Genomic DNA, 13923 nt, shown 5'->3' with positions numbered 1-13923 from the left:
GGCGTCGACCGGTCTTCGAGCCGTCACGGTGCGCTGAACCGACGTCGTCGCATCCGGTTCGAGTGGATCGGTCGGATCGGGCAGGGAGAACGCATGGCGGTCGCGCGAGGCAGGTCGACCGCGAAGACGGCAACCAAGTCGTCCGCCAAGGTCGGCATCCCCCAGCTGGAGTGGAACCAGATCCGCCCGGCGCCCGTCGTGCTGGTGAGCGGAACCGAGTCGTTCCTCGCCGAGCGCGCCATCCGCCAGCTCCGCGATCTGCTGAAGGCGGAGGATCCGAGCCTCGAGATCAGCGACATCGACGCGGCATCCTACGCGCCGGGCGAGCTGCTCTCGCTCGCGAGCCCCTCGCTCTTCGGGGAGCCGCGGATGATCCGCATCGCCTCGGCGGAGAAGTGCACCGACGCGCTCATCGAGGATGTCATCTCCTATCTCGCGCTCCCGGCTGACGACACCTACGTCGTGCTCCGGCACGGCGGAGGTGTGCGCGGCAAGAAGATGCTCGAAGCCGTGCGTGCGGCGGCGGGCGTCGCAGAAGAGGTCGTGTGCACCGAGCTCAAGCGCGACTCCGATAAGTACGAGTTCGCCTCGGCGGAGTTCCGAGCGGCGGGCAAGCGGGTCTCGCCCGGTGCCATCCGTGCGCTCGTCTCGGCGTTCAGCGACGACCTCGCAGAGCTCTCCTCCGCCTGCGCGCAGCTGATCTCTGATGCGAGCGAGGAGATCACCGAGGTCACGGTCGAGCGCTACTACGCCGGCCGCGTCGAGACGAACGCGTTCGCGGTGGCCGACTCCGCCATCGGCGGCAGCTACGGCGACGCGCTGGCACTGCTCCGGCACGCGCTCGCGTCCGGTGCCGATCCTGTGCCGATCGTGGCGGCGTTCGCCATGAAGCTCCGCACCATGGCGAAGGTGCTCGGCACGCGTGGGGGCTCCGGCCAGCTGGCGGGCCAGCTCGGCATGGCGCCCTGGCAGGTCGACCGCGCCCGCCGCGACCTCTCGGGCTGGACGGGGGAGGGCCTCGGCCGGAGCATCCAGGTGCTCGCCGAGACCGACGAGAGCGTCAAGGGCGCGGGCCGCGACCCCGTCTTCGCGCTCGAGCACATGATCAGCGTCATCTCGTCCCGCGGCACCCTCTAACCCCGCCCCACCCCACCCCCCCTCGCCGAACCGTCACTTTCCACACCAAGACGGCGCCGGATGCGTGAAAAGTGACGTCTCGGCCTTCCTGTGACTTGACACTTCCCGGGCCCGCGGGCACAGAAAAAGGGCCCCGCCGAAGCGGAGCCCTTTCGAGGTGAGCGCGATCAGATCGCGGAGACCTGCTTCGCGATCGCCGACTTGCGGTTCGCGGCCTGGTTCTTGTGGATGACGCCCTTCGAGGCGGCCTTGTCGAGCTTCTTGCTCGCGACGAGGAGCGAGGTCAGAGCCTTGTCCTTGTCGCCGGCGACGACGGCCTCGCGCGTGGCGCGGATCGCGGTCTTGAGCTCGCTCTTGACCGCCTTGTTGCGCTCCTGAGCCTTCTTGTTGGTGCCGATGCGCTTGATCTGCGACTTGATGTTTGCCACGGAAATAACCCTCTGTATCTGTTCGGATGAATGCGGTGCGATGCTCCGCTGCGGCCGAGCCGCGGAAGGAGCCACTCGCTGTTCGCACCCAACTGAATCGCGTGGATGCGTAAGCCAACAGGCAACATTACCAGTTCCTGAGCGACGGAACAATCCTACCGTCTCCGCGCACGCCGAAACGCCCCGCCGCAGCGACTACCGTGAGGACCATGCCCCGTCTCGCCTCCCACACCGACTCGGTCCCACCCTCCGGCATCCGCCGCATCTTCGAGCTCGCCCACGCCCTCGACGACGTCATCTACCTGGCCATCGGCGAGCCCGACGTCGCGGTCGATCCGGCCATCCTCCGCCGGGCCTCCGAGGCCTGGCTCGCCGACGACACCGGCTACACCCCCAACGGCGGCATCCTCGAACTCCGGGAGGCGATCGTCCGCACGGTCGCCGAGCGCAACGGCATCCGCACCGACACCGAGCGCGTCTGGGTCACGAACGGCGCCACCCAGGCGCTCTCGCTCGCCTTCTCGATCCTCCTCGACCCGGGCGACGAGGTGCTCGTGCCCGACCCCGGCTACACGACGTTCGGCATGAACGCCCACCTGGCATCCGCGACCCCGGTGCCGTACCCGCTCCGGCCCGAAGCGGCCTTCGCTCCCGACTTCGACGAGCTCGAGCGCCTCGTGACCGATCGCACACGCCTGCTCGTCGTGAACTCGCCCTCGAACCCGCTCGGCGCCGTCTTCGACCGCGACACCCTCGAGGCCCTCCTCGCCTTCGCCCGGGAGCACGACCTGTGGGTGCTGAGCGACGAGGTCTACGAGCGCTTCAGCTACGACCAGCCGCACATCAGCCTCGCGAGCCTCGGCGACGACGAGCGCGTGCTCACCGCCTTCAGCGCCTCGAAGACCTACGCGCTCACAGGCGCCCGCGTCGGCTGGCTGCTCACCCCGCCCGGCTTCGCACCGCTGCTCCGGTCGGTGCAGGAGGCGACGGTGAGCTGCATCAACACCCCGGCTCAGCGCGCCGTGGCGGCCGCCCTCACCGGCCCCCAGGACCACGTCGACGAGGCCGCCGCCCGCTACCGTTCCAACCTCGCCGCGGCCACCGCTCTGCTCGACGAGCGCGGCATCCGCTACCTCGAGCCCACCGGTGCGTTCTACCTCTGGGTCGACGTCTCCCACGCCGCCGACGGCGACGTCGCCGGCTGGGCCGAGCGCTTCCTGCTGCAGCAGCGCGTCGCGGTCGCCCCCGGCAGCGCGTTCGGCCGCATGGGGGAGGGCTGGATCCGCCTCTGCGTCGCCGCCTCCGAGCACGACCTCCTCGAAGGCATCCGCCGCCTCCCGGCACCACCGACGAGCACGTCGACCGTCTCTTCGTCGACCGTCGGCGCTCCCGCCTCATGAGGATCGCCGTCATCGGAGCCGGCGCCATCGGTGGTGCCACCGCAGCACTCGCCGACCGCGCGGGCCACACCGTCGCCGTCACCGCCCGCGGAGCCCAGCTCGGGGCGATCCGCACCGAGGGCCTCCGCCTCACGGGCGCCTGGGGCGACCACCTTGCCCACCCCCACGCCACCCCCGCCCTCGACGGGAGGCCCGAACTCGCCTTCCTCTGCGTCAAGGCCCAGGATGCGACGGCCGCCCTCGCCGAGAACGCCGCGTTCCTGGCGGGCGTGCCCCTCGTCGTCGTGCAGAACGGTCTCGGCGGCGCGGAGGAGGCATCCCGCCTCCTCCCGGACACACCGGTGATCGGCGCCCTCGCCCTCTACGCGGCGTCGTTCCTGGAGCCCGGGCGGATCACCATCACCACGGGTGGTGCCACCTACCTAGGCCGACTCGACTCCACGCCCCCGGATGTCTTCGCCGAGACGGTCCGGACGGTCGGCGCCTTCCTCGACACCCGTGTCACCGAGAACTTCACGGGAGCGCAGTGGACGAAGCTCATGGTCAACCACGTCAACGCCCTCCCCGCGATCACCGGCCTGTCGGTGCAGGAGACGATCGCCGACCCCCGCCTCAGGCGGATCCTCACCGCGAGCATGCAGGAGACGATCCGCATCGCCCGGGCTTCCGGCGTGCGCTTCGAGTCCCTGCTCGGCCTCGACGACCGTCTGCTCGGCGCCGTGGCCCGCCTGCCTCGCAGCCTGGCGCAGTACCTCCCGCGGCTCATGGGCAAGCGGATGGGGTCTGTCCCGAACCCGGGATCGACCCTCCAGAGCATCCGCCGCGGTCAGCTCACCGAGATCGACCACCTGAACGGCGCCGTGGTGGCTGCGGCCGCCGCGGTAGGTCGCGAAGCCCCCGTCAATGCCGCGCTCGTCGACCTCGTGCACCGCGTCGAGCGCACGAGCAACTTCTTCACCCCCGCCGAGGTCGAGGCCGCCGTCCTGCGCTGACCGCCGCCGCCCCCCCCCGCCCCACTTGACAGAAGTTGCGCGAATAACCGCCGACTTGGCACATCTTGTGTCAAGTCGGCGGCTTCAGGCCCAGGAACTGTCAAGTCGCGAGAGACTCGCTCAGCGCGCGTACGACCCCGCGCGCAGCTCCTCGAGCAGCGTCGGCCCGTTCGGCTCCCACCCGAGGTCGATCCGCGCGGCCGATCCGATCGCCTGCTGGTCGAGCAGCAGCGCGTCGCCGAACTCCTCGCCGAGCCGGGCGTGCACGTCCTCCACCGAGGTCGGCTCCACGCGCCCGCCGAGTCCCGCGGCCGCAGAAGCGGCCTCACCGAGCGACCGCACGGTCGGGTTCTCCCCGCTCGCGCCGATGTAGTACGAGCCGCCGTCGGCGAGGTCGAACGCGAGCAGGTAGAGCTCCGCGAGGTCGTCGACGAACACCGTCGTCCAGTGCTGCGTGCCCGGCCCGATCAGCGAGAGCGCCTCCCCGTCGGAGCCAGCGACCCGCGCGGCGTCGACCACGAGGTTCGGGATGCCCCCGCCGTGCCCGAACACGACGGCCGGCGCGATGATCGTGGTCTTGACCCCCGACGCGCCCTGCACGCGCGCCTCGACGACCGGGCGCCACGAGGTGAGGGCGGGCGGCGCGAACGGCGTCGACTCCGTGAGGTCGGCGCCCGATCCGAAGATCCAGATGCCGCCCGTGTGCACGTAGGGCTTGTCGCTGCCCTCGAGACCGGCGAACGCCGCGGTCACGAAGGCATCGTCGGTGGGGGCGCTCGAGTCGTCACCGGGGGAGGCGGTGTGGATGACGCCGTCGCTCTCGAGTGCGAGGTGCGTCACGATCTCGCGGTCGGTGAGCGAGCCGAGCACGGCGGTGGCGCCCGCGGCCTCCACCTCGCGCGCCTTCTCCTCGGTGCGCACGAGGGCGACGACGTCGCGGCCCTGGCCGCGGAGCTGACGGAGGACTGCGGAACCGATGTAACCGGTCGCGCCGGTGAGGAAGATGGCCATAGGAGGATTCAACCGAACAAGGCCCCGATACTTCCACCCGTGACGCTGTGAGTCGTCTCTGCGGCAGCCCTGCGCGACATGGCAGAATGGGGCGTCCGGCGATCCGGTCGGACACACCACCAGAGGAATGCGTGAGCCCCACATCACTGAAGGCACTCCAACCTGCCTCCACCGACCCCGCGTTCATCCGCAACTTCTGCATCATCGCGCACATCGACCACGGCAAGTCGACGCTCGCCGACCGCATGCTCGGCATCACGGGCGTCGTGAGCGACCGTGACATGCGCGCCCAGTACCTCGATCGCATGGACATCGAGCGCGAGCGCGGCATCACGATCAAGAGCCAGGCGGTGCGCATGCCGTGGTCGCGAGGCCTCGACACCTTCGCCCTCAACATGATCGACACTCCGGGCCACGTCGACTTCTCCTACGAGGTGAGCCGCTCCCTCGCCGCGTGCGAGGGCGCCATCCTGCTCGTCGACGCCGCTCAGGGCATCGAGGCCCAGACCCTCGCGAACCTCTACCTCGCGCTCGAGAACGACCTCACGATCATCCCCGTGCTCAACAAGATCGACCTGCCTGCGGCCGATCCGGAGAAGTACGCCAAGGAGCTCGCGAGCCTCATCGGCGGCGATCCGGAGGACGTGCTGCGGGTCAGCGGCAAGACGGGCCTCGGCGTGGAGGACCTGCTCGACCGCGTCGTCGAGCTCATTCCCGCCCCGAAGGGCGATCCGGATGCCGCGGCCCGCGCCATGATCTTCGACTCCGTCTACGACGCCTACCGTGGCGTGGTCACCTACGTGCGCATGATCGACGGGCACCTCAACCCGCGCGAGCGCATCCAGATGATGTCCACCCGTGCCACGCACGAGATCCTCGAGATCGGAGTCAGCTCCCCCGAGCCGACCCCCAGCAAGGGCCTCGGCGTCGGCGAGGTCGGCTACCTCATCACGGGCGTGAAGGATGTGCGCCAGTCGAAGGTCGGCGACACCGTCACGACCGCCGCGAAGCCCGCCACGAAGGCCCTGCCGGGTTACACCGAGCCGCTGCCGATGGTGTTCTCGGGTCTCTACCCGATCGACGGCAGCGACTACCCGGTGCTCCGCGAGGCCCTCGACAAGCTCAAGCTGAGCGACGCGGCGCTCGTCTACGAGCCCGAGACCTCCGTGGCGCTCGGCTTCGGCTTCCGGTGCGGCTTCCTCGGCCTCCTGCATCTCGAGATCATCACCGAGCGGCTCGAGCGCGAGTTCAACCTCGACCTCATCGCCACGGCCCCGAGCGTGATCTACGAGGTCACGACGGAGGACAAGAAGACCGTCACGGTCACGAACCCCAGCGAGTTCCCGGGCGGCAAGATCCTCAACGTCAAGGAGCCGGTGGTCAATGCGGCGATCCTCGCGCCGAAGGACTACGTGGGCACCATCATGGAGCTCTGCCAGAGCCGCAGGGGCACGCTCCAGGGCATGGACTACCTCGGCGAGGACCGGGTGGAGATCAAGTACACGATGCCGCTCGGTGAGATCGTGTTCGACTTCTTCGACAGCCTCAAGTCGAAGACCGCGGGCTACGCGAGCCTCGACTACGAGCCCGCCGGCGAGCAGGAGGCCGACCTCGTGAAGGTCGACATCCTGTTGCAGGGCGAGCAGGTCGATGCGTTCAGCGCCATCGTGCACCGCGAGAAGGCCTACGCCTACGGCGTGCTGATGACGGGCCGGCTCCGCGAGCTGATCCCGCGCCAGCAGTTCGAGGTGCCCATCCAGGCCGCCATCGGTGCCCGCATCATCGCCCGCGAGTCCATCCGCGCCATGCGCAAGGACGTGCTGGCCAAGTGCTACGGCGGCGACATCTCCCGCAAGCGCAAGCTGCTCGAGAAGCAGAAGGAGGGCAAGAAGCGCATGAAGATGGTGGGCCGCGTCGAGGTGCCCCAGGAGGCCTTCATCGCCGCGCTCTCGGGCGACGTCGAGAAGAAGGACAAGAAGTGACCGCGGTGAGCGCTCTCCCCGCTCCGCGGCAGGCCGTCGACGCACCTCTCAGCTACGCCGCCATCGGAGCCACCCAGGCGGCCGACCTGCTGTACTTCCCGCCGAAGGGCTTCCGGCCCATGGAGGCGCGCGCACGGATCGGCTCCGGCGCGGAGCGCTTCGAGGCCGCGAGCGCGAGGCTCATGGCCTGGGGAGTGCAGCGCGGCGCCGGGATCAGCGTCGGCGACATCCAGCTGCCCACCCCCACCGAGACCGACTACGTGGGTCTCGTCTTCGATTCCGTGGGCAATCCGATCGCCCCCCGCGACACGCATCCGGAGCAGGCCTACGGCGAGGACGGAACGCCCCTCGTCTCGCCCGGCACCACCGCCGTGCTCTCGATCAAAGCGTTCGGCCTCGTGGTCAAGGCGCCTGTTCGCGTGGTCTACCTGGTCGAGGAGCCCGGCCGCCGCGGCTTCGCCTACGGGACCCTGCCCGGGCATCCGGAGTCGGGCGAGGAGAGCTTCGTGGTGGAGCGCCGGCAGGACGACTCGGTCTGGATCGTCATCCGCGCCTTCTCCCGCCCCAGCACCTGGTACTACCGGCTGGGCTATCCCGTGCTGCGCTTCATGCAGGCGCGCGCCACGCGCCGCTACCTCCGCTCGCTCTCGCCCGCGCGGGGACTGTAGGCGCCCGTGCCCTCCGCTCTCCCGCTGGGAGACCCCGCTCCCACCGACGGACTGCTGCCGCCCACGGGTGCGGCGGCCTCGGCCGACCGCGACTTCGGCCTCTACGTGCACGTGCCCTTCTGCCGGGTGCGCTGCGGCTACTGCGACTTCAACACCTACACGGCCACTGAGCTGCGCGGCGCCAAGCAGTCCGACTACGCCGACGAGGCGATCGCCGAGATGCGCTTCGCCCGCGGTGTTCTCGAGACCTCGGGGGTGGCCGCGCGCCCGCTCTCCACGGTCTTCTTCGGGGGCGGCACACCCACGCTCCTGCCGGCCCACCAGCTGGCGCAGATGCTGGGCGCGGCCCGTGACACCTGGGGCTTCGTTCCGGATGCGGAGATCACCACCGAGGCCAACCCCGACTCGGTCGACGCCGCCTACCTGCAGACGCTCGCCGCGGCGGGCTTCACCCGGGTCAGCTTCGGCATGCAGTCGGCCGTGCCGAGCGTGCTCGCCACGCTCGAGCGCACCCACGACCCCGCGCGCATCCCGGATGTCGTGCGCTGGGCCCGCGAGGCCGGCCTCCAGGTGAGCCTCGACCTCATCTACGGCGCCCCGGGCGAGACGCTCGGTGACTGGCGGCGCTCGCTCGACGCGGTGCTCGAGAACGAGCCCGATCACGTCTCGGCCTACGCGCTGATCGTGGAGGACGGCACGAAGCTGGCCCGGCAGATCCGCTCCGGCCAGGTGGCGGAGCCCTCCGACGATCTGCAGGCCGACATGTACGAGCTCGCGGATGCGACGCTCGCGAGCGCGGGCTACGACTGGTACGAAGTGAGCAACTGGGCGCACCGCGAGACGGGACGGCCCTCCCGCCACAACCTGTCGTACTGGGTCGGCCACGACTGGTGGGGGATCGGCCCCGGTTCTCACAGCTACGTGGGCCGCACGCGCTGGTGGAACGTCAAGCACCCCGCCGCCTACGCCCAGCGCATCGCCGAGGGCGCGTCTCCCGCCGCGGGCCGCGAGACCATCGACGGCGAGACGGGCGAGCTGGAGCGCGTGCTCCTGCTCACCCGGGTGCGCGGTGCCCTGCGCACCGAGTCGCTCGTGCCCGAGGCCCGACGCGAGATCGCCGGCCTCATCGCCGAGGGCCTGATAGACGGAAAGGCGGCGCTCCGCGGGGCGGTCGAGCTGACCCTGAAGGGCCGTCTGCTCGCCGACGCCGTGGTGCGCCGCCTGACGTAGTGCTTCGCGCTACTTGATGAAGCGGAAGTTGAAGAAGTAGCGGTAGGTGCCGCCGCCGTTGACCTTCACGCCCGCGATGATCGCGAAGATGAGGCCCACGATCTGCACGGCCCAGGCGAGGAAGTAGAACAGGAAGCCGATGAAGATGATCGAGAGCAGCGTGCCGATGATGTAGAGGCCCACCACGAAGATCGCGACCGTGATCTGGAAGTTGAGGGACTCCTTGGCCTCCTGGTTGGTCAGGGGGCCGCGATCCTTGAAGACCAGCCAGATGATCAGCGGCGGGAGCCAGCCCAGGATGCCGCCGAGCTGACCGAGCATCGCCCACTGCTTGTCTTCGGCCGGTGACAGCGGAGCAGCGGCGACGGGGCCCTGGTAGCCGCCCTGCTGCTGCGGATAGCCCTGCTGGCCGGGCGGGGGAGCCTGGTAGCCGGGGGGCGGAGCCTGGTACCCGGGGGGAGGGGTCTGGCCGGGAGGAGGCGTCGGCTGGCCTGCGGCCGGGTCGTACGGCGGCGTTGCGTTGGGGTCAGTCATTGTCTCTGTGCCTTTCAGACGGGCGAGCGGAGGCTCGCATCAGAGGCAGGATAGCGCTCGGGGTCGGTGCGGGCAATGATTTCGACGGCGGGTGTCCGCACCCGCAAGCCCCCGATGGGGGATATAATTGGCACTCCGGATGTGTGAGTGCCAACAGCCCGCTCCGGGTCGGCGATCGGGAGGAGGGTTCCAGATGGTGTCGGAACGCAGTCTCGAAGTCCTCCGTGTGATCGTGCAGGACTACGTCGCCTCCCGGGAGCCCGTCGGTTCGAAGCGCATCGCCGAGCAGCATTCCTTCGGCGTCTCGGCCGCGACCATCCGTAACGACATGGCCCTCCTCGAGGAGGAGGAGCTCATCACCGCTCCCCACACCTCCTCGGGCCGCGTGCCCACCGACAAGGGCTACCGCCTCTTCGTCGACCACCTCTCCGATCTGCGCCCGCTCAGCCAGGCCCAGCGCCACGCCATCGAGACCTTCCTCGGCTCCTCGGTCGACGTCGACGACGTGCTGGCCCGCACCGTGCGCCTGCTCTCGCAGCTCACGCATCAGGTGGCCCTCGTGCAGTACCCCTCGCTCTCCCAGGCGCGGGTGCGGCACGTCGAGGTCGTGGCGCTCACCACGCGGCGGCTCATGACCGTCGTCATCACGGATGCGGGCCACGTCGACCAGAGGGTCGTCGATGTGCCGGCCGACCTCGACGACGCGCTCATCGCAACGCTCCGCAGCCGCCTCAACGAGGTGCTCTCGAGCCTCACGGTCGTCGAGGGCGCCGCGGCGCTCGCCGGCCTCGGCGAGCGCTTCCCGCCCGCCGAGCGGCCCGTCACCGACCGTGTCGTCGCGATCCTGCTCGAGCAGCTCTCCGCCAACCGGCAGGAGAAGATGCTCATCGCGGGGGCCGCGAACCTCGTGCGCACGGAGGACGACTTCAACGGCAGCATCCTCCCCGTGCTCGAGGCGGTCGAGGAGCAGGTGGTGCTGCTGCGCCTGTTCAGCGAGATGGAGGCCGACCAGCGGGGCGTGACCGTCTCCATCGGCCGTGAGAACGAGTCGTTCGGCCTCGGCGAGACCTCCATCCTCGCTTCTGGCTACCGCGGCGTCGGCACCTCGATCTCGAGGCTCGGCGTGCTCGGCCCCACGCGCATGGACTACTCGAGCAACATCTCCGCGGTGCGCGCGGTCGCGCGCTACCTCTCCCGCACCCTGGGCGACCCCGGCAGCCCCGGCTGATCGTCACCCGATCTCACCTTTCCCCCACGCATTCTTCACCGAATTCCTCACCGAACGAAGGAGTAGCCCCTGGTGGCTGACCACTACGACGTACTCGGCGTGTCCCGCGAAGCGACACCCGAGGAGATCAAGAAGGCCTACCGCAGGCTCGCCCGCGAACTGCACCCCGACGTCAATCCGAGCCCGGATGCGCAGGAGAAGTTCAAGCAGGTCACCCACGCCTACGACGTGCTGAGCGATCCCGGCCAGCGCCGCGACTACGACCGCGGCCCGCAGCAGGGGTTCGGCGGGGGCGGTCAGAACTTCGGCGGCTTCGGCGATATCTTCGAGACGTTCTTCGGCGGCCAGGGGGGTGGCTCGCGCGGCCCCAAGTCGCGGGCGGAGCGGGGGCAGGACGCCCTGCTGCGCGTGGAGGTCGACCTCGGCGAGGTCATCTTCGGCACCCACCGCGATCTCGAGGTCGACACGGCCGTGCTCTGCGAGACCTGCAACGGCTCGTGCTGCCAGCCAGGCACCTCGCCCGTCACGTGCGACATCTGCGGCGGCTCGGGCTCCATCCAGCGCACCGTCCGGTCGCTGCTCGGCAACGTCGTCACGAGTGCCCCGTGCGGCACCTGCCGCGGCTACGGCACCGTCATCCCGAACCCGTGCTCCACCTGCCAGGGCCAGGGCCGCGTGCGCGCCCGCCGCACCATCCCGGTCGACATCCCGGCCGGCGTCGACACCGGCCTCCGCCTGCAGCTCCCCGGCCAGGGCGAGGTCGGCCCCGCGGGCGGACCGCAGGGCGACGTCTACCTCGAGATGAAGGTGCGTCACCACGACGTCTTCTCCCGCAACGAGGACGACCTGCTCTGCACCCTCGAGGTGCAGATGTGGGACGCCGTGCTCGGCACGACCACCACGGTCCAGGCGCTCGACGGCGACATCGAGCTCGAGATCAAGCCAGGCACGCAGAGCGCCGAGGTGCTCACCGTCAAGGGCCGCGGCATCACGCACCTCCGCGGCAACGGCCGAGGAGACCTCCGCGTGGGCATCCAGGTGGTCACTCCCACGAAGCTCGACCACAAGCAGAAGGAGCTGGTCAAGCAGCTCGCGAAGGCGCACAAGTACCCGGCGCCCACGCTCGGGCACTTCCAGCAGGGGCTCTTCGCCAAGCTCCGCGATCGCTTCCTGAACGTCTGACCCGCGCATGAGCTCGCTGTTCCTGCGCGACGACCTCGCCGTGATCCCGATCGAGACCGGCGACCTGGTCGAGCTCTCCGGCGACGAGGCGCGCCATGCGGTCACGGTCAACCGGATGCGCGTGGGCGAGCACACGACGATCGGCGACGGGCGCGGCCTCATGGTCCGCGGCGTCGTCGTGAAGGCCGAGGCGAAGCAGCTCGAGATCGCCGTGGAGTCGAGCGAGTGGCACGAGGAGCTCACACCGCGTCTCGTGCTCGTGCAGGCCCTCGCGAAGGGCGACCGCGACGAGCTCGCCATCCAGGCCGCCACCGAGCTGGGGGTGTCGGCGATCGTGCCGTGGCAGGCCGAGCGGTCGGTGTCGCGCTGGTCGGGTCCGAAGGTGGCGAAGGGCGTGGAGCGCTGGACCACGATCGTGCGCGAGGCCGCCAAGCAGTCGATCCGCCCGTGGGTGCCGGTGGTCGACGACCCGGTCGACACGAAGGCCCTGATCGCCCGCGCCGCGGGCAGCGAGGTGCCCACCCGCACCCTCGTTCTCGAACCCACGGCGACCGACCGGCTGAGCTCGGTCGATCTCGCGTCCGGTGCCGACACCACCCTTCTCGTGGTGGGCCCGGAGGGCGGCATCTCGCCGCGCGAGCTCGAGCTGCTCACCGAGGCCGGCGCGCAGCTCGTGCGCCTCGGCGACGAGGTGCTGCGCACCTCCACCGCCGGTCCCGCCGCGCTCGCCGTGGCCAATGTGGCGCTCGGGCGGTGGTGAAGGCGAGCGGCAAAAGTAGGATGGACGGCATGTCCAGCGAATCCGAGACGCCCTCGATCTTCACGCGCATCATCGCCCGCGAGATCCCGGCCACCATCGTGGCCGAGACCGACCGCGTGATCGCGTTCGAGGACATCGCTCCCAAGGCTCCCGTGCACGTGCTCGTCGTCCCGAAGACCGAGCAGTACCGCGACGTGGCGGAGCTCGCCGCCGGCGACCCCGCTCTTCTGGCCGAGATCGTGGCCATGGCCCAGTCCCTCGCCACGGAGCTCGCCGACGGCGACTTCCGACTCATCTTCAACTCCGGCGAGAACGCCGGCCAGACCGTCTTCCACGTGCACGCGCACGTGCTGGCAGGCGGCCTGGAGGAAGCGTCACTTGCCTCACTCTGAAACCTTCCACGTCGACGGCATCGAGATGGTCCGCCTGCTCGGCCCGCAGGACCGGCTGCTCGCCACCGTCGAACGCAACCACCCGCAGGTCGAGGTGCACGTGCGGGGCAACGAGATCACTCTCTCAGGAGATCCCGACCAGGTCGCCTCGGCCAGGCGGCTCGTCGAGGAGCTGCTGCTGATGGTGCGGAACGGTCAGGACCTCACGCCCGTCGAAGTCACCTCGTCGGCCCGCATCCTCGAGGGTGACGGCACGAGGAGCCCGTCGGACCTCCTCGGCCAGGCCATCGTGTCGGCGCGCGGCAAGAGCGTGCGCCCGAAGACCGCGGGCCAGAAGGAGTACGTCGACGCGATCGACGAGAACACGATCGTGTTCGGGATCGGCCCCGCCGGCACCGGCAAGACCTACCTCGCAATGGCGAAGGCCGTGCAGGCGCTGCAGCGCAAGGAGGTCGAGCGCATCATCCTCACGCGCCCGGCCGTCGAGGCGGGGGAGCGCCTGGGCTATCTGCCCGGCACCCTCACCGACAAGATCGATCCCTACCTCCGGCCGCTCTACGACGCGCTCAACGAGATGATGGATCCCGAGATCGTGCCCAAGCTGCTCGCCGTCGGCACCATCGAGGTCGCGCCGCTCGCCTACATGCGCGGCCGCACCCTCAACAACTCGTTCATCGTGCTCGACGAGGCGCAGAACACCACGCCCGAGCAGATGAAGATGTTCCTCACCCGCCTCGGCTTCGGCTCGAAGATGGTGGTCACGGGCGACATCACGCAGGTCGACCTGCCCACCGGCACGAGCGGACTGCGGGTGGTCTCCCGCATCCTCGACCGGATCGACGACATCCACTTCGCCGAGCTCACGAGCGCCGACGTGGTGCGGCACACTCTCGTGGGCCAGATCGTCGACGCCTATACCAAGTTCGATCAGCTCCAGATGGCCAAGCAGGCCAAGCAGAACAACCGATGAGGGCAGCCG

14 protein-coding genes are annotated in these 13923 nt (G+C 69.9%); 11 read left to right on the top strand and 3 right to left on the bottom strand.

Annotated features, from left to right (window positions below; genetic code table 11):
* Window positions 1-93: 93 nt before the first annotated feature.
* A complete protein-coding gene (gene holA / locus N1028_RS00290; protein ID WP_259524750.1) occupies window positions 94-1137 on the top strand; it encodes a DNA polymerase III subunit delta in 1044 nt (347 codons plus the stop codon).
* A gap of 167 nt (window positions 1138-1304) precedes the next feature.
* On the opposite strand, the gene rpsT is transcribed toward holA, so the two are convergent.
* Window positions 1305-1565 carry a 30S ribosomal protein S20 gene (rpsT, locus tag N1028_RS00285; protein ID WP_259524749.1) on the bottom strand — a complete coding sequence of 87 codons (261 nt, stop codon included), beginning with the start codon at window positions 1563-1565 and terminating at the stop codon, window positions 1305-1307.
* Window positions 1566-1774: 209 nt separating this feature from the next.
* On the opposite strand from rpsT, the gene N1028_RS00280 reads away from it, so the two are divergent.
* The gene (locus N1028_RS00280) at window positions 1775-2965 is read left to right on the top strand and encodes a pyridoxal phosphate-dependent aminotransferase (protein WP_259524748.1); all 1191 of its coding nucleotides are present in this window, start codon (window positions 1775-1777) and stop codon (window positions 2963-2965) included.
* On the top strand, window positions 2962-3957 hold the full coding sequence (locus N1028_RS00275) for a ketopantoate reductase family protein (protein WP_259524747.1): 996 nt from the start codon (window positions 2962-2964) through the stop codon (window positions 3955-3957). Before N1028_RS00280 ends, N1028_RS00275 begins: the two co-directional genes overlap by 4 nt.
* A gap of 120 nt (window positions 3958-4077) precedes the next feature.
* Here the strand turns inward: N1028_RS00275 and N1028_RS00270 are convergent, their stop codons facing one another.
* The gene (locus N1028_RS00270; RefSeq protein ID WP_259524746.1) at window positions 4078-4968 is read right to left on the bottom strand and encodes an NAD-dependent epimerase/dehydratase family protein; all 891 of its coding nucleotides are present in this window, start codon (window positions 4966-4968) and stop codon (window positions 4078-4080) included.
* A gap of 131 nt (window positions 4969-5099) precedes the next feature.
* On the opposite strand from N1028_RS00270, the gene lepA reads away from it, so the two are divergent.
* The 3 genes from lepA to hemW are packed head-to-tail and all read left to right on the top strand — an operon-like array spanning window position 5100 to window position 8848.
* Window positions 5100-6950 (top strand): translation elongation factor 4, encoded by a 1851-nt coding sequence (gene lepA, locus N1028_RS00265; protein ID WP_259524745.1) that lies wholly within the window; start codon window positions 5100-5102, stop codon window positions 6948-6950.
* A 5-nt stretch (window positions 6951-6955) separates the two neighbouring features.
* On the top strand, window positions 6956-7618 hold the full coding sequence (locus N1028_RS00260) for a DUF1990 domain-containing protein (RefSeq protein WP_259524744.1): 663 nt from the start codon (window positions 6956-6958) through the stop codon (window positions 7616-7618).
* Between the two features lie 6 nt (window positions 7619-7624).
* Window positions 7625-8848, top strand: coding sequence for a radical SAM family heme chaperone HemW (gene hemW, locus N1028_RS00255; RefSeq protein ID WP_259524743.1), 1224 nt, complete (start codon window positions 7625-7627; stop codon window positions 8846-8848).
* Window positions 8849-8857: 9 nt separating this feature from the next.
* Here the strand turns inward: hemW and N1028_RS00250 are convergent, their stop codons facing one another.
* Window positions 8858-9382, bottom strand: a complete 525-nt coding sequence (locus N1028_RS00250) for a DUF4870 domain-containing protein (RefSeq protein ID WP_259524742.1) — start codon at window positions 9380-9382, stop codon at window positions 8858-8860.
* Between the two features lie 193 nt (window positions 9383-9575).
* Here N1028_RS00250 and hrcA point away from each other — a divergent pair, with 193 nt between their 5' ends.
* The 5 genes from hrcA (at window position 9576) to N1028_RS00225 (ending at window position 13914) form a co-directional block, all read left to right on the top strand.
* Window positions 9576-10610 (top strand): heat-inducible transcriptional repressor HrcA, encoded by a 1035-nt coding sequence (gene hrcA, locus N1028_RS00245; RefSeq protein WP_259524741.1) that lies wholly within the window; start codon window positions 9576-9578, stop codon window positions 10608-10610.
* Between the two features lie 72 nt (window positions 10611-10682).
* Window positions 10683-11792 carry a molecular chaperone DnaJ gene (gene dnaJ, locus N1028_RS00240; RefSeq protein ID WP_259524740.1) on the top strand — a complete coding sequence of 370 codons (1110 nt, stop codon included), beginning with the start codon at window positions 10683-10685 and terminating at the stop codon, window positions 11790-11792.
* A 7-nt stretch (window positions 11793-11799) separates the two neighbouring features.
* Window positions 11800-12552 (top strand): 16S rRNA (uracil(1498)-N(3))-methyltransferase, encoded by a 753-nt coding sequence (locus tag N1028_RS00235; RefSeq protein ID WP_259524739.1) that lies wholly within the window; start codon window positions 11800-11802, stop codon window positions 12550-12552.
* Between the two features lie 29 nt (window positions 12553-12581).
* On the top strand, window positions 12582-12944 hold the full coding sequence (locus N1028_RS00230) for a histidine triad nucleotide-binding protein (RefSeq protein WP_259524738.1): 363 nt from the start codon (window positions 12582-12584) through the stop codon (window positions 12942-12944).
* 25 nt (window positions 12945-12969) lie between these two features.
* Complete coding sequence (locus N1028_RS00225) at window positions 12970-13914, top strand: PhoH family protein (protein WP_259525315.1); 945 nt, start codon at window positions 12970-12972, stop codon at window positions 13912-13914.
* The last annotated feature ends 9 nt before the right edge of the window (window positions 13915-13923 follow it).

It is taken from the genome of Herbiconiux oxytropis, from assembly GCF_024979315.1.
GTDB lineage: Bacteria > Actinomycetota > Actinomycetes > Actinomycetales > Microbacteriaceae > Herbiconiux > Herbiconiux oxytropis.
This window is presented reverse-complemented; position numbering and strand designations above follow the sequence as displayed.